Source organism: Marinifilum fragile (genome assembly GCF_963677365.1).
Taxonomy (GTDB): domain Bacteria; phylum Bacteroidota; class Bacteroidia; order Bacteroidales; family Marinifilaceae; genus Marinifilum; species Marinifilum fragile.
In genome coordinates this window covers 3829687-3846811 of the sequence record NZ_OY781962.1, presented here as the reverse complement: position 1 = coordinate 3846811, position 17125 = coordinate 3829687, and the positions used below count along the sequence as shown (strand labels likewise).

The 17125-nt window shown below is 33.3% G+C and carries 13 protein-coding genes; 2 read left to right on the top strand and 11 right to left on the bottom strand.

Annotation, left to right across the window (positions count from 1 at the left end):
- The first annotated feature begins 7 nt into the window (after positions 1 to 7).
- Positions 8 to 994, top strand: a complete 987-nt coding sequence (locus ACKPCA_RS15390; protein WP_321279898.1) for a polyprenyl synthetase family protein — start codon at positions 8 to 10, stop codon at positions 992 to 994.
- Here ACKPCA_RS15390 and ACKPCA_RS15385 read toward each other — a convergent pair whose 3' ends face one another.
- The 4 genes from ACKPCA_RS15385 to dtd all read right to left on the bottom strand — a co-directional run bounded on the left by ACKPCA_RS15385 (position 995) and on the right by dtd (position 4882).
- Positions 995 to 2905 carry a PAS domain-containing protein gene (locus ACKPCA_RS15385; protein WP_321279897.1) on the bottom strand — a complete coding sequence of 637 codons (1911 nt, stop codon included), beginning with the start codon at positions 2903 to 2905 and terminating at the stop codon, positions 995 to 997.
- A 130-nt stretch (positions 2906 to 3035) separates the two neighbouring features.
- On the bottom strand, positions 3036 to 3935 hold the full coding sequence (gene deoC, locus ACKPCA_RS15380; RefSeq protein WP_321279896.1) for a deoxyribose-phosphate aldolase: 900 nt from the start codon (positions 3933 to 3935) through the stop codon (positions 3036 to 3038).
- Between the two features lie 152 nt (positions 3936 to 4087).
- Entirely contained in the window at positions 4088 to 4429 is a 342-nt protein-coding gene (locus tag ACKPCA_RS15375) for a nucleotide pyrophosphohydrolase (protein ID WP_054715011.1), read from the bottom strand.
- Positions 4430 to 4882: a D-aminoacyl-tRNA deacylase gene (dtd, locus tag ACKPCA_RS15370; protein ID WP_321279895.1), complete on the bottom strand. Its 453-nt coding sequence runs from the start codon at positions 4880 to 4882 to the stop codon at positions 4430 to 4432. It lies immediately after the preceding gene.
- Between the two features lie 182 nt (positions 4883 to 5064).
- On the opposite strand from dtd, the gene ACKPCA_RS15365 reads away from it, so the two are divergent.
- Positions 5065 to 6048, top strand: coding sequence for a lipoate--protein ligase (locus ACKPCA_RS15365; protein WP_321279894.1), 984 nt, complete (start codon positions 5065 to 5067; stop codon positions 6046 to 6048).
- A 70-nt stretch (positions 6049 to 6118) separates the two neighbouring features.
- Here ACKPCA_RS15365 and uvrC read toward each other — a convergent pair whose 3' ends face one another.
- The 7 genes from uvrC to ACKPCA_RS15330 form a co-directional block, all read right to left on the bottom strand.
- On the bottom strand, positions 6119 to 7921 hold the full coding sequence (gene uvrC, locus ACKPCA_RS15360) for an excinuclease ABC subunit UvrC (protein WP_321279893.1): 1803 nt from the start codon (positions 7919 to 7921) through the stop codon (positions 6119 to 6121).
- Positions 7922 to 7942: 21 nt separating this feature from the next.
- Positions 7943 to 9586: an adenine deaminase gene (ade, locus tag ACKPCA_RS15355; protein ID WP_321279892.1), complete on the bottom strand. Its 1644-nt coding sequence runs from the start codon at positions 9584 to 9586 to the stop codon at positions 7943 to 7945.
- A 133-nt stretch (positions 9587 to 9719) separates the two neighbouring features.
- Positions 9720 to 11597, bottom strand: coding sequence for a tRNA uridine-5-carboxymethylaminomethyl(34) synthesis enzyme MnmG (gene mnmG, locus ACKPCA_RS15350; RefSeq protein ID WP_321279891.1), 1878 nt, complete (start codon positions 11595 to 11597; stop codon positions 9720 to 9722).
- 151 nt (positions 11598 to 11748) lie between these two features.
- On the bottom strand, positions 11749 to 12174 hold the full coding sequence (gene ybeY, locus ACKPCA_RS15345; protein WP_054715000.1) for an rRNA maturation RNase YbeY: 426 nt from the start codon (positions 12172 to 12174) through the stop codon (positions 11749 to 11751).
- Positions 12175 to 12582, bottom strand: coding sequence for an ATP-binding protein (locus ACKPCA_RS15340; RefSeq protein WP_245625795.1), 408 nt, complete (start codon positions 12580 to 12582; stop codon positions 12175 to 12177).
- Positions 12575 to 15871 carry a DUF4175 family protein gene (locus tag ACKPCA_RS15335; RefSeq protein ID WP_321279890.1) on the bottom strand — a complete coding sequence of 1099 codons (3297 nt, stop codon included), beginning with the start codon at positions 15869 to 15871 and terminating at the stop codon, positions 12575 to 12577. The genes ACKPCA_RS15340 and ACKPCA_RS15335 overlap by 8 nt, the downstream gene beginning before the upstream one ends.
- A gap of 24 nt (positions 15872 to 15895) precedes the next feature.
- Positions 15896 to 17116, bottom strand: coding sequence for a murein hydrolase activator EnvC family protein (locus ACKPCA_RS15330; RefSeq protein ID WP_321279889.1), 1221 nt, complete (start codon positions 17114 to 17116; stop codon positions 15896 to 15898).
- Positions 17117 to 17125: the final 9 nt, after the last annotated feature.

Below are 17125 nucleotides of genomic sequence, written 5' to 3'. Positions count from 1 at the left end.
GGTTTCTATGAGTTCGAAAAAAAGCAGTATTAGTATTATAAAAGCTCCTATTGAGAAGGAAATGAAACAGTTCGAGTCTTACTTTAAGAAATCGATGAAAAGTAAAGTTCGCTTACTGGATATTATCAATAATTATATTATTAAACGTAAAGGTAAGGAAGTAAGACCAATACTTACCTTTCTTAGTGCCAAATTAATAGGTGATATTCAAGAATCCACGTACATTGCTGCAGCATTAACTCAATTACTACACACTGCAACACTTATTCATGATGATGTTGTTGATGAGGCTTACGAAAGAAGAGGTTTTTTCTCCATTAATGCACTTTGGAAATCAAAAGCTGCGGTTCTGGTAGGTGATTTCCTGCTCTCAAAAGGCTTGTTAGTTGCGTTGGAAAATAAGGAATACGATCAGTTACAAGTTGTTTCGGATGCTGTTAGAGAAATGAGTGAAGGTGAACTTTTACAGCTCGAAAAGTCACGCAAGCTGGATATTACAGAAGATGTTTACTTTGATATCATTTACAAGAAAACGGCAAGCTTAATTGCCTCGTGTACTCAACTGGGTGCTTTATCGGTTGGTGCAACAAAAGATCAGCAAGATAAACTAAAGAAATTTGGTGAATACCTGGGAGTTGCCTTCCAAATGAAGGACGATTTATTTGATTACGAAAAACAAGGCAATATTGGCAAGCCTACAGGTAACGATATCAAAGAGAAAAAGCTTACTCTCCCATTGATTTATGTACTAAGAAATGTAACTGATAAAGAACGAAAGTGGGCTCTTAAAATCATTCGAAAACACAACAAAGACTCTGAAAAAGTTAATGAGTTAATTCAGTTTGTGAAGGAAAAAGGTGGTATCGACTATACTCGTGATAAAATGCTGGAATACAAACAAAAAGCTTTAGATGTTTTATCTGATTTTTCTGAATCTGAAGCCAATATATCATTGCAGGAACTAGTTGAATACACCATCTCAAGAACTAAATAATTAAGGAGCTTTAGGCAAACTAAAAGTGAAAGTACTGCCTACAGCTACTTCACTTTGCACCGTAATGCTACCTCCGTTTTTTTCCACAAACTCTTTACACAGTATTAGTCCTAAGCCTGTTCCTGATTCATCTTTTGTACCCAATCGAGTATAATTGGTATCAATTCTGAATAGTTTTTGCTGATTTTCAGGACTTATTCCTATTCCATTATCCTGAACACTACATAAAACCTGATTCTTATTCTCAGTAATATGGATTTTTATATTGCCATTAGTTTCAGTGAACTTTAACGCATTCGAAACCAAATTTCGAATAACTGTTTCGAGCATATATTTATCAGACAAAACATTGTAACTTTCAGGATCATTTACTTCAATAGAAATATTTTTATTCTCAGCTACTGCCCTATGAAGTAGTAAATTTGATTCAAAAAGTTGTCGTAATTCAATTCTTTCGGGCTTTAATTTAATTGCCCCTGTTTGCGCCCTTGACCATTCCAATAGGTTTTTCAATAAATTGTATTCTTGCTTTACCGAAGAATTGATTAATTCAATCATTTCAGAAAGCTGTTCCCTTTGCATATCCAAATGGTTTTCCTTTAAAATGTGTATGATAGGTAACATCGCATTAAAAGGATTTTTCAAATCATGAGCGATAATGGAGAAGAACTTGTCCTTTGTTTTCACGGCATCTTCCAATGCCTTTTCATTTAATTTTCGAGCAGTAATATCTCTGGCTACAGCCAAAATAGTTTCAGTTTGACCCTCTTCGTCAAACTCAGGAATTAGCTGCCAATCAAAATATTTGTCTTCTCCATCGATCTGAATTGAGAACTCAACAACTTTTAACTTTGAGCTTAGAAAAACTTTTTTCATCTCTTTTTCCCAAAACTTACACATGTGTTCCGGAAAGCCAAGTTCTTCGTGTGTTTTCCCTATAAATTCCTCAGGTTCAATATTCAAAAGTGTCTTCGTTGCAGAATTGACAAAAAGATGTTTATAGTTTTTATCAAATCGCATAATCAGATCCGGAGCATTCTCTACCAAAGTTCTGAAACGCTTTTCGCTTATTTTTAAATCTTCTTCTACTTTTTTGCGTTTTTCTAAATTACGAAGAGAAACAAAAAACAACTTTTCCCCTTGCAACGGGATAAGTGTTGCGCTTACTTCAACAGGTATCCTTACTCCAGATTTGCGAATTAATTCAGTTTCAAATAACAAGTGATCCTTATCCTTCATCTGCTCCTGACGACTGTCAATTTTCATAGAATAACGAGGATCATCAATATCAATTAACGATAGTTTTTTAAACTCCTCCTGGCTATACCCCAATAAAACAGGCAATTTGGAACCAAAATCCAAAATATTACCATTGGAATCATGAATTAAAAATGCATCTCCAGCTGATTCAAATATATTTTTGAAAAACTCTTCTCTTTGTCCTACTTTATCTACAAGTTGATAATAACCACTAATATCCTTACTTTCAATAACCAATCGTTCAACCACACCCTCTTCATTTAAAATTGGGCTGACCGTTTTTTCTTCAAATTTAATGGCATTGTCAAAGTCGTATGATTTTAAAAAGCGACTTGCTTTTCTTGAGCTTATAACCTCTTTAACAGTACATTCTTTACATTCTTTATCCAAATCGTAAAAAGCTTTATAACACTTAGTACCTATAATTTCGTTTCTTTTTTTGGTAAGTTGTTTTAAACGATTTTGGTTCAGTTCAACAACAGTAAAATCAGTATCAATTACAGATAAATACTCTTGCGTTTGGCCTTTAGCATTTCTTAATAAATGTTTTACCAAACCTGATTTTGCTCCAAATGATTGTTTTACAGCTTTTAACTCATCTTCAAGTTCTTTTATTCGTAATAGCAGATGTTCTGAGGATTCTTTGTACATCGAGTTAAATTTAACAGCAGGGTAACTTTTATATTATCAATATTTTTTTTGAAGTTAAATATTTTTTTTGCATTTAACGAAAAGAGTCGGAAAAAGTTTCCGACTCTTGTATAAAATTGTATTCACAATTTTAAAAATATGTGATTGTCTTTTCCTCTCCTGTTTCTAATTTATGAATCTCGGAAAGAAGATTGTTTGCCAAACTTGAAGCACCAATTCTTAGATACTCATTATTTAACCACTTCTCTCCCAAGTTTCTATTAGAAATGGAGTAAAATTCAATGGCATCTTTTGGTGTTGAAATTCCACCTGCAGGCTTAAATCCAACCATTCTGCCAGTTTTCTCGTAATATTCAGCAATTGCCTGAGTCATGATATGGGCAGCTTCTAAAGTTGCATTAACAGGAACTTTACCTGTTGATGTTTTAATAAAATCTGCACCAGCTTCCATTGCTATAATTGAAGCAGTTCTGATATTCGTTGCTGTTTTTAACTCGCCAGTTTCCAGAATCACTTTCAAGTGCCCTTTTCCACAAGCTTCTTTTTGAGCTACAATCTCATCGAATACGGTTTGGTAATCACCTGCAAGGAATGCTCCAATCGAAATAACAATATCAATTTCGTCGGCTCCTTTTTCAACAGCCATTTTGCACTCTAATGCCTTAACTTCAATGTATGATTGAGAAGATGGGAAAACACCGGCCACAGAAGCAATATTTACTCCTTCTGCTTTTAAGTTTTCATTTAATGTTGGCACCTGGTAAGGATATACACAGATGGCAGCAACATTTGGCATGTCAAAATCATTCCGGAAGTTATTTACATTATCAGCAAAACGTTTGGCTCTTTCATGTGTATCTGTAGAATTTAAAGTTGTTAAATCGATTAACGAAAAGTTCTTCTTTAAATTCTCTACACTGTACAATGAATCAAAATCAGAAGCAATAATCTCTTTTACTTGATTTGCTACCTCCTGATCGTTCAATTCCAAATTGTACGTTTTCAAGATCTCTAAAATGTTTTTCTTCATTTTTTGACGTTTCAAAAATGTAATTAATTAAATTTTAACCGGTTGCGAATATTTTCGCTGATTTTTCCATTTCGTACTTTTCAGTACTCTTCGTAAAGCCACAAAACTAAGTAAAAAAACAGTTCTTTGTGCTTGATTTTGATCTTATTTCCTTAATCCGTAGAAAGTTTCGTGTTTTCTTTGTGCCGATTCGCATCTCGATTTGTTTTCTTATCGAGATTTTTAATCAAAGCTTCATTAAGATCAACACCAGTTTGATTGGCCAAACACATCAAAACCCAAAGTACATCTGCCATTTCATCAGCCAAATCAATTTCCTTGTCCTTTTCTTTGAATGATTGTTCTCCATATTTCCTTGATATGATTCTGGCAACCTCTCCTACTTCCTCCGTAAGAATAGCCATATTGGTTAACTCACTAAAATAGCGAACACCGTATTCCTTAATCCAGTCATCCACTCTTTTTTGAGCTTCCTTAATCGTTAAATTATCCATCTATTCTTTGTTTTTAGTATCTATTAAAATCGTAACTGGCCCATCATTCACCAAAGCAACTTCCATATGAGCACCAAATTTACCCGTTTCCACATTCGCAGCAGATTCACTTTTTAATTTATCCACAAAATACTCGTATAATGGAACTGAAATATCAGGTTTTGCAGCTGCTATATACGATGGTCTGTTCCCCTTTTTCGTTTTTGCATGTAAGGTAAATTGACTCACGGTTAAAATATTACCCTTTACATCAAGTAATGATCTGTTCATTACTCCATCTTCATCATCAAAGATTCTGAGATTACAAATCTTTTTACACAACCAATCCGCATCTTCCTTATTATCTTCATTTTCAATCCCAACCAAAATCATCAGACCATCATCAATTTTACCAACAATTTCATTTTCAACTGTTACCGAAGCTTTACTTACTCGTTGTATTACAACACGCATAACTAAATATTTATTAAGATATTTTAATCCAATTTAAATCTTAAAGATAAGTTTCTCTGCTTAAGAATCATTGATGAAATCAATCACATGTTCAATAAAAACAACTTATTAAAATTGAGTCTAAATTAATATATTTAGCAAATATTAATCATATTTGTATTAGAAAATACAAAATCAAAATCATGAATTATTTCATCAGCAATTCAAACGATCCATATTACAATCTTGCCTGCGAAGAATATCTTCTTAAAAACTACGATGAAGATTTCTTTTTCCTATACATTAATCAAGATTCTTTGGTGGTTGGAAAACATCAGAACACACTTGCAGAAATTAATCTTGATCGCGTAAATGAAGAAAATATTCCTGTTGTTCGTCGTTTATCAGGAGGTGGAACCGTATATCATGATTTTGGCAATTTAAATTATTGCCTGATTAAAAAAGGTGAAAAAGGCAAGCTAGTCGATTTTAAAAGCTATAGCTCTCCTATTATTCAAGCCTTGCAAAAACTTGGAGTAAATGCCAAATTCGAAGGCAAAAGTGATTTGACAATAGATGGCAAGAAATTTTCGGGTAATGCATCACATGTATACAAAAACAAAGTGATGCAACATGGAACAATGCTTTTTTCAAGCGATTTAAAGCGTTTAAACCAACTATTGAAGGTAAATCCTTTAAAGTTTACAGATAGAGGCGTTAGATCTATTAGAAGCCGTGTAACGAATATCTCTGAATATCTTTCTTCTCCCATTTCCATTTCAGAATTTGCAAATAAGGTGATTCAGGAATTTGCCCTAACTTATCCGAATTCCAAACTATTTACTTTTTCAGATGAAGACATCACTACCATTGAAAATTTAAAAACAGATAAATTTCAGACTTGGGAATGGAACTATGGTTATTCTCCAAACTATAAGTTCGAGAAAATTTGTAACTACCCCTCTGGTCAAATTTTGGAAATAGAAATGCAGATTGAAAAAGGAATTATCACAGAACTCTATATTTCAGGTAATTGCATTAAAACAAAAGATTTCCATTGTTTTATAGAAACCATAAAAGGCTCTAACCACATTAACTCTTTGATTTACAGTAGACTTAATGATATGGATTTAGACTTATACTTTAATAAATTAGGCTCCAAAGAGCTTTACCAGTTATTTTTCTAAATACTTTTACTCTTCCAAGTGGTTGAAATGGAGTAAATTACAATATAGAAATAGGTTTATATTAATTATTCTAATTAAAATATTTCCAAATACTTAAGGCTTTAGAATTTCCAATTTCTTCTGATATGTCATTTAATGAAGCCTTCTTCACATTTTCTACAGACTTAAACCTTTGAATTAACTTTTGAACGGTCTTTGGTCCAATTCCATCGATTTTATCCAATTCGGAACCAATAAATGCTTTTGAACGTTTTTGTCTATGGAATGTTATTGCAAATCGATGTGATTCATTTCTCAAATGCTGAATGATTTTTAAAGTTTCAGAATTCTTATCAAGATATAGTGGATATGGATCACCAGGGAAATAAATTTCCTCAAGTTTTTTAGCTATCCCAATTACTGAAATTTTGCCTCGCAAATCTAATTTTTCTAAACTATTCAGAGCAGCACCCAACTGCCCTTTCCCTCCATCTATCACAATTAGCTGCGGTAAACTCTGTTCTTCTTCCAATAACCTTTTATATCTACGGTAGATTATTTCCTCCATCGAAGCAAAGTCATTTGCACCTACTACAGTTTTTACATTAAAATGTCGATAATCCTTTTTGTAAGGTCTGGCATTACGAAATACTACACAGGAAGCAACAGGATTTGTTCCTTGTATATTGGAATTATCGAAACATTCGATATGTACAGGACGATCTTTTAATCGCAAATCATTTTTCATTCTTTCCAGAATTCGATCAGAACTGGTTTGCTTCTTAGATTTCTCTCCCTGTTTTAACTTCTCGAGACGGTAATATTTGACATTACGCAAAGACAAGTCCAGTAATTTTCGCTTGTCACCACGTTGAGGAACCAAACATTTCACACCACTGTATGGCAAATCAATTTCGAAAGGAACTAAAATCTCCTTTGCAGTACTAAATATTTTTTGTCGAATTTCAGTAATTGCTAAAAGTAATAAATCCTCTTTGCTCTCCTCAATTTTCTTTTTTAACTCAATTGTGTGAGCTTGAATAATTGCACCATTTACTACTTTTAAGAAATTAACGTAAGCAGATTCATCATCTTCCAGTATAGAATAGACATCTACATTATCAATAGATGGATTTACTATAGTAGATTTACTTTGATATTTATCTAGTAGTTCAAGTTTTTCTTTAATAATATGTGCCTCTTCAAACTTATACACCTCGGCCAATTCAGTCATCTTTTCTTTAAGATGAGAAGTAACCATTCTAATATTTCCTTTGAGTATATTTCGGATAGCTTGAATGGTATCCATGTATTCTTCATTGTCTATCTTCCCTTCACAAGGAGCATTGCAATTACCTATATGATATTCCAAACAAACTTTAAATTTCCCATTTAAAATTCCTTCTGAATTTAAGCTTAAATTACATGTTCGAAGCTTATACAAGGATCGAACCATATCCATAAGCGTTCTTACCATCTTTACACTTGTATAGGGACCGAAATATTCAGAACCATCTTTTACAAGATTTCTTGTTACAAATACTCTTGGAAAATTCTCTTTCTTTATACAAATCCAAGGAAAAGACTTATCATCTTTCAATAATACATTATACCTTGGTTGATGTTTCTTTATAAGGTTATTTTCTAACAACAATGCATCCTCTTCCGAGTCCACAACAATATGTCGTATCTCAGAAATCTTCCGTACCATGATATTGGTTTTAGCATTATCATGAACTTTATTAAAATACGAAGCTACTCTTCTTTTTAACCTTTTTGCCTTCCCAACATATATGATGTTATTATTCTCATCGAAGAACTGATACACGCCAGGTTCTTCAGGTAAAGCTAAAATTAGAGATTTTAGATAGTCAATGTTTTTGTTTTTAATCATCGATATTTGTGCAGAAAATTACTATTCGTTGGTAAATAAATCTACCACTTTAAATTGGTCTACGTCGAACAATCCTTTATCTGATAACTTTAATTTAGGAATCACCAGAAGTGACATGAATGCAAGTGTCATGAAAGGAGATTCGAAATTAGAGCCTAATTCTGATGCAAATTCGAACAATTCCGAGTATTCTTCCAAAAGTTGAGATCCTGCTTTATTTGACATTAAGCCTGCCACTTCAAGTTTCACAAATTTACTCTCGCTATTATTAACAGCAACAATCCCCCCTTTTAAATCAATTAAGGTGTTTATTGCATGAGTCAATTCTTCATCGCTAGTTCCAATGGCAATGATATTATGACTATCATGTGCTATACTTTCTGCAATGGCTCCCTTTTTAAATTCGAAACCTTTAACAAAACCAACTACTGGTTTTCCGTTGTCATACCTACTCATAACAACCATTTTTAAAAGATCATTCTCAACATCAGGAACAAGATTTGAATTCTCAATTTTAGGATCACATAGAATTGAATCTGTAATCAAGTCCCCATCCTTGGCAACCATTACTTTTATTTTACCATTCTTAGGTTGAACAGAAATTTCAGATAGATCTATAGGCTTTCGACTAAAATTATTCAATAGTATTTCATTGTGAACTTCAAAAGAAGGCTTGCCATTATTTAGTATACACTCCCCTTTTCGATATGCTCCCTGAATGAAAAATTGTTCAAGATTATCTACCAAAATAAAATCTGCAGAATCTCCAATTTGAAGCAATCCTAAATCTAACCCATAATGATGAATTGGATTGTAACTTGCTGCTCGAAGTAAATTAAAAATGTCATATCCTTTCTTCAATCCTTTCTTAATTAGGTAATCGATATGTCCATTCTCTGCCATATCATCGGGATGAAGATCGTCTGTACATAGCATTACTTTAGCAGGATGCGATTCAAGTAAAGGACATAGAGCATCAAAATCTCTTGCTGCGCTTCCTTCTCTTATTTGGATCATCATACCCAACGAAATTTTCTCTAATGCCTCCTCGATGGTTGAACATTCATGATCAGCTGAAATTCCAGCAGCAACATATTTTTTTAGATCTGCACCTTTTAAGCCTGGTGCATGACCATCGATCTTTTTCCCTAGATTTTTACAAGCAATAATTTTTCTGAGAACTTCTAAATCGTCCTCCACTACTCCAACAAAATCCATCACCTCTGCAAGGCAAACAACCTCTTCTCGTTTAAGCAAACTTTCCACAATATTACTATCTAAAACAAAACCCGAGGTTTCATGTTTAGTTGCCGGAACACATGAAGGCACTCCGAATTTAATTTCCAGTGGAACCTTCTTTGCATCATTAATCATGAAGTCTACTCCTATCTCTCCTAATACATTTGCAATTTCGTGAGGATCGGTAACTAAACCCAAAGTTCCACACTTCACTGCTTCGGCTGCAAATCGGCTTGGAATTAACAAAGAACTTTCGATGTGCATATGAGAATCAACCAATCCTGGCAATATATATCGATCGGGAACATCTTGTTTTGGAACTATAGATTTAATGTATCCATTCACAACTTCAATTTCACCCGAAATAATTTCTCGTGAAATTACATCTACAATTTTTCCCGATATTTTAAAGTTTTGATCATTCATGATAGAATTTTTATAGCATAAATACACTTATAAAAAAGCCCGAAACTTTCCCTTTGTTTACAACAAGGAGATCGATTTCGGGCGTTTTAAGGAGTAAACTTTTGAAAAATACTCCTTGGTTCCACGTGGAACATTATCGTCCCATAAGCACCAAAAGAACGTTTATATCACTTGGCGACACACCAGAAATACGTGATGCTTGCCCTATTGTTTGCGGTTGAATTTTATCTAATTTTTGTCTAGCCTCGGTGGATAAAGATTGTAATGTCATATAATCAAATCTACCTTTTATATCAATATTTTCCAAACGAGTTAGTTTATCTGCTATCAATTTCTCTCTATCGATATAACCACTATATTTAATAAGAACCTCAGCTGCCTCAATAATTTCATCCTTTCGATTTGGAATTTCCTCTATCACCTCTTTTAATGGTGTAACATCTTCAATGAGATCCTGAATACCAACTTGAGGACGTAAAATAATATCATACAACTTGACCCCTTGTTTCAAAGGGCTCGTTCCTAATTTTTCCAATACTGGATTTAAGAATTTTGGCTTACAACTAAACTCTTTACAGAATTGAAATAACTTATCTCTGTATACAATTTTTTCATTCAGTAAATCCATTCTTTCTTGATCAGCCAAACCTAACTCAAATGCTTTTGGAGTTAAACGAACATCTGCATCATCCTGACGAAGTAAAATTCGATATTCTGCTCTAGAAGTAAACATTCGATATGGTTCATCCACCCCTTTTGTAACCAAATCATCGATTAGAACACCAATATATGCTTCATCCCTTTTAAGAGTAAATGCTGGTTTACCTTGTACCGATAAAGCCGCATTAATACCTGCCATCATTCCCTGAGCACCGGCTTCCTCATATCCTGTAGTTCCGTTGATTTGACCTGCAAAATACAATTTTGAAATAATTTTGGTTTCCAAAGTATGATACAATTGAGTTGGAGCGAAGTAATCATATTCGATTGCGTATCCCGGACGGTACATTTTTACATTCTCCAATCCAGGAACTTTTTGCAAAGCTTTTAATTGCACATCCCATGGCAAACTAGATGAAAATCCATTGATATAATATTCATGAGTATGCTCCCCCTCTGGTTCCAAAAATAATAAGTGTTCATTCTTCTCTGCAAAGGTTGAAAGCTTAGATTCTATACTTGGGCAATATCTTGGACCTGTACTTTGAATGGTACCATTATACATTGGTGAATCTTCAAACCCTTCTTTCAAATTCTCATGAACTTCAGGATTTGTATAAGTAATGTAACAAGGTCTCTGGCGAAGTTCCTTCTCTATATGATTATTAAGATATGAGAATTGATAAAATCCTTCTTCACCACCCTGCTCTCTCATTACAGAAAAATCAATAGTTCTTCCGTCTAATCGAGCTGGCGTACCAGTTTTCATTCTTCCTACTTCGAATCCAAAAGACTTTAACTGCTCACTTATTCCAAAAGAAGCTGGTTCTGCAGATCGTCCTCCTGTTTCTTGTTTTCTTCCAATGTGCATTAATCCATTCAAGAAAGTCCCATTGGTTAATACAACAGTTTCAGAAAATATATCAATTCCAAGTTTGGTTTTTACACCTTTTACAACACCATCTTCAACAATAATTCCAACAACAGCATCCTGCCACATGTCTAAATTGTCTGTATTTTCAACAATCTTGCGCCACTCTGCCGAGAAAATCATTCTATCACACTGTGCTCTTGGACTCCACATCGCCGGTCCTTTCGATCTATTCAACATTCTAAATTGAATGGAAGAACGATCTGTAACAATACCGGTATATCCACCTAATGCATCAAGTTCACGAACAATTTGACCTTTCGCAATTCCACCTATTGCAGGATTACAAGACATTTGAGCAATCTTGTTCATATCCATTGTTATTAAAAGAACAGATGAACCAAGATTAGCTGCCGCTGTAGCTGCCTCACATCCTGCATGTCCAGCCCCTACTACTATTACATCATATTTAGGCAACATACTATTATAAGATATTTGTATTCTTTATTCCTTATTTATCTACAAAGATAAATAAATTAAAACTAATTCACTGAATATCAAAACACTAGAAAGCCTCAGCAAGCTCTAACATTCTGTATTCCAGCAAAATAAATTAAAAAATTTCACAAATTTAAATAATCTTGGAAAGTAATGCTAATGATTCATCCTCCTTTTGTGTCATGATCGCCTGATCTTCATCAGTTTTATCGTCAATGCCTAACAAATGAAGTACGCCATGAATAATAACACGATGCAGTTCTTCAAAATACTCGCATTTGTACTCTTCAGCATTGTCACGTACTGTATCAACACTTATAAAAAGATCTCCCGAGATGATATTAGCAACGGTATAATCAAAGGTTATTATATCTGTATAATAATCGTGATTTAGGTGTTCACGATTCATTTCCAACAGGTAATCATCGGAGCAGAAGTAATAGTTTATCTCTCCTATTTCGCCGCCATTATTAACGACAACGCGATTGACCCAATCGCTAATGCGTTTTTGATCAATCGCGGGAATTTCTATTTCACACGAATTATATGTAATCAACATCTATGCAAATCTAAATTTCATATCAACTAAAGCGCCATTTTCGCAAAATTCAATATCATCAGCTAAATGATTCATAAGAAAAATACCTCTACCATGTGTTTTTTCGATATTCTCAGGTAAGGTTGGATCAGGAATATTTTCAAAATCAAAACCAGATCCTTCATCTTCAATAATAAACTGAATTGATTCTTCATCTATATTGTACTCAACCTTAACGTTTTTTGAGACATCTAATCGATTGCCATGAAGAATCGCATTGTTAACAGCTTCTATGATAGCTACCGAAATTTTACCGTAAATTTCAGAACTTAAATTGTAGGAAGATGAAATATCATCAATCAATCTTTCAACCCTACTTATGTTTTCTAGTTCAGATGGAAATACCAACAAGTTTTCAGATTTAGTCATTATTAAGTTTTATCATATAATCCAAGTACAGCTTATTATAATAGTCGAACAATTTTACATTTGAGTCATAAAATACTCCTTCAAAATTTGTTCGTACTCTTTTATACTCAAATATTTCTCTAGGGTTACTCAATTTTAAAATATTTCCTGATTTACTTTCTCGTTTCTTATCAAAATCTTTTTCTTTATGTGCATTTTCGGCTTCCAATAATTTTGAAAAAATACGATTTTGGCGTAAAATCATATTCGAATTTATTGAAAAATTAGAAATGTCCGACTCCATTTGGTCAAGCATTTTTATCACTTCATGTAAGATTTTCTCACTTTCGTTTCCAAGACCTCCATTTTGGAGCATTTCTTGCAAATTTTGACGATACATTTCTTGCTGCTGTAAAAATTTTCCCAACTTCTCATTGGGAACTTTTCCAAAATTTTCTTTTCTCATCTCGGAAATTAATTCTTCCAGCATCTTTTTTAACGATTTTTGATCAGATTTCAAACCTGAAAAAGATGGTTGACCTCCTTTTTTATCTCCCATTTGATCTCCAGGCATAGCATTTGCCATTTGCTCCATCATCTGTTTTAAAGCCTCCGATAAAAATACACTTAACTCATTAACATCAGTCAAAACTTTTTGTTGCGCTGTTGCTGCCTGTATTGTTCTTCTCTCATTTACTTCGCTAATTACTTTCTCCAACTCATTTTCAATATTAAAAATCCGATTACCGATTAAGGAAGCAACTTGAGAAGATCGTGTTGATAAGGCAATTAAAGAATCTTGTATAAGAGCATACTCCTCTTTTAGATCACCTTGTTTTTCAATCATTTCAGAATACATTGGATTTATATAAGCAATTCTTTTAAAGCCATTTAAAACCTCTTCTTGCTGAAATGAAAATTCGATTAGATTATTCATTAATCGAACCAAATTCCCAATATCAGCACTCATTTGAACTGATGAGCTATTGGCAATATTATCACTCAACTTTTGAGCAAAATTCTTCTGTTTGGATGAAGTGTTTTTCATATTTTTTGCCCCTTTCCCAATTTTGTTATTCTCAAAAAGTTGATTTGATTCTTGTATCATTTCATCAATTTGGTCTTGGAGGTCGTTCAAATCTCCATCAAAATCATATGGCTTTTGGATAGAGGAATTTTTATCAAGTACATCTTTTAAATCTTCTTTCAGCTCGTTCCATTTTTGCTGTCCCAACTTCTGATCTTGCTTTATTTTTTCAGCTTCCTTTCTGTACTTACTAGCCGATATATCCTGATCTTTAGCCAATTTATTTATTCGCTCTGTCAATTGCTTAACACGAACTTCAATTTCATATCTTTCAAGTAATTGCAGGTTTCTGTCCAATTGTTTTTGAAAATCATCAACTGACATTTTTAGTTGATTTCCTAATTTATTGATGTCTTCAGATTTAAGATCTTCTGCCAGTTTGTTAAACTCCTCGAATAATTTCTGCAGATCAGGATCCATTATTTTTTCAAGCAAATCTTCTATTTGCTTTTGCTTTTCCATTAAAAGAGGATCATCCATTCCTGCCGAATTCATCAAGCGGTTTTTACGTTGATTATCCTGAAGCACCTCTTGTAACAAATTATCTAACTGTTTTTTCTTGTTTCCTATTTCCTTTAGCAATTGTTCCTGTTGCCATTTTTCTGCCGATCCATCCAAAGTGTTTTTTTGCATACGCAGAATATCTTGTTGAATGGATTCGCTTAATTGGATACTTTGGTTAATTTTACTTCCAATGCTATCCTGAACAGCAATATTCAAATCATAAAGTTGTTTCGAATCAGGTATGTAGTAATTGAACTGTTGTGAACTTACTTTCTTTACACCATTAATACCATCATTATCGAAAACTTCAAAATAATATTTTACGTTACTTCCCTCTTTAAAATTTTCGGATGCAAAATCGAAAGAGAAGAAAAACTCTTGAGCACTTAAATTTCGATTCAAGGATATTGGAATATAAACCGGAGATAAATTATCGGCTTCGTAAACAAATCTCAATTTTGAAAACCCATAATCATCTTTTATCTGACCACGAAAATAATATCCCGATTCAATTAACGAATCTTGGATACTTGCAATTTTAATTTGCGGATACAAATCTGGAATTATATCAACATTGTATTTTGTATAGGATTCTCTATTAAATTCTTTATTGCTTAGATAAATTCTATATGAATTTTGTTTCCTGATTTTTCGAGAAAACTTAAGTCTATTTCCATCTAAAATTACTGGGTTAGGGTTTAGGGAATCAGAAAAAATCAATTCTCCTGCACTTGAAAAATCAGTTTCGAACATCCACTCTAAACTAGAACCCTCTGGTACACTGATATCTCCGATGTTTTTTTCAATCCGCAAAGGCAATTTTGTATAGGCAGGAGATTTTATTGAAATAGAAAAATTTTTAATGGTTGGTTTCGAAATCACCTTAATTTTAAATTCTTCAGAAATTACTTTTCCTGATTGCAGTCGAAAACTGATATCAGAGTTGATATTTCGAAATAAATAGGAAAATTCTATCGAATTTTCTTTTTTCATCAAAAATCTCGAATTGTCTGTAAGCAAGTAAACTTCGCTTGGAATGTACTTCCCTTTGGTATGAGCTTTTAAGCTGAAATTAGAGCCTTTAACTGCTATTCCTGTCCAACTATCCAACACAAAAGAAAAATCGGCAGGGGGAGTGTATTTCCTGTCGTAATTTACAAGTCTTTCCGTACTATTTGAGTACATATCTGGGATTAAAAAATGCACAAAAACAATAACAGTTAAAATGACAAACAAGTACTTTAAATATTTATAATTCGCCTTAAAAGAAACAGCTGTTCGGAAAGGAATAATTTTGACCGATTCAATTCGTTGATTGATACTGGCTAAGAGCAAAGAATTCTCTTTTTGATCTATTTGTTCGGCCTGCTCTGTTAATTCCAGGGTATTGATTAGCTTGTCCTGAAGATCTGGAAAGTGTGTAGAAATAATATCTATTGCTTGTCGATACGAAATTCGTTTGCCAATTTTCAACAATCCAACAATTGGGTGAATTAAAAACTGATATCCTAATACAATAATTAATACAACAGAAAAAAAGATTAACGTTGTTCTAACCGCTACTGATAGGTACAAGAAATACTCTGAAAATGAAATCAGAAAAAAGTAAGTTAAAAACAATACAAGGCATGACAGAGATCCACGTAACAGCAAATTCTGGTAGTATTTGCGAACAAAGCGATCCAGTTTCGCAATAAAAATATCCCGATTATCTTCCATTACTTATCTTCTACGTAAATAGAATCAGTTACGATACAACCATTGTGCAGGATTTAATTTTGTACTTCCCTTCCACAATTGAAATTTTAGTACGGTTTGGTCCTGTTCATTGTCGGTGTACACAACACCAATTTTTTCTTTTGATTGAACTATGTCTCCCTTCTTTACATTTACACTTGCCAAATTTGAATAAACCGAGAAAAACTCACCATGGCGAATAATCACCACATTATTTAAACCAGGCATTGAAAGAATGTGAGTAACCTCACCTTTAAACACTGATCTACAATCCGACTTGGAATCTGTTGTAATATTTACTCCATCGTTTCGAATGGTAACATGCTTTAAAACTGGATGTGGATGTTCCCCAAATTTTTCTGAAATAAAACCAGTTTTAGTTGGCCAAGGCAACTTTCCTTTATTTTTATCGAACGATAAGGAAAGTGTTTTGTCCTCTGGGGTAATGGAATATTTTCCTGAAGATTTGGTTGATTTTTTTGCCAATCGCGCCTGTTGTTCAATAATCTTTTGAATCTCCTTTTGCAATTTTTGAGCGTATCTTTTTTGCTTTTTCAAATCATCGCGAAGTTGTTTTTCCCGCTTTTTTAACTTCTGAACCAAGGCAGATTGTTGTGATTTTTCAGCAGACAACTTGTTATTTTCCTGTGTTTTTTGTGCCAGAAGATTAACCTTTTCTTCCTTAACCTTATTCAATTCAACAATTTTTGCCGACAAGGAATCCTTCTTAATTCCAATTGTCTTGCCTTGTTTTCTGCTATATTCTGAAAATTGCTGAAGGTATTTATATCTTTTATACGCTTGGTTAAAATCTTTGGAAGAAAGTAAAAACATTAATTTTTCGTAAGAATTCCTTTGTTTGTGTGCATACACAATAACTTTGGCATATTGCTTTTTTAGTTTCTCCAATTCATCTTCCAATTTCGAGATATCTTTATTCTTTTGAAGAATCTGATTTCCAATATAGCCTATTTCAGCCTCAATGGAGCTTATTAAAGATTGCCTTGACTGAATTCTTTGGTTCAGTAAATTCAATCGCCCCAAACTTACTTTCTTGTCTTTTACTGTATTATTAATGAGTGTATTGGTGTATGCAATATCTTTTTCGTTCTGCTCTTTTCGCTTTTTTAGTGATGATATACTTGTCTGCGAAAATCCATCAAGAGATAAAGTTACCAATAGAATAATTATGCACAGCGGAAGGTTAAAAAATCTTTTTATTGACACACCCATAAT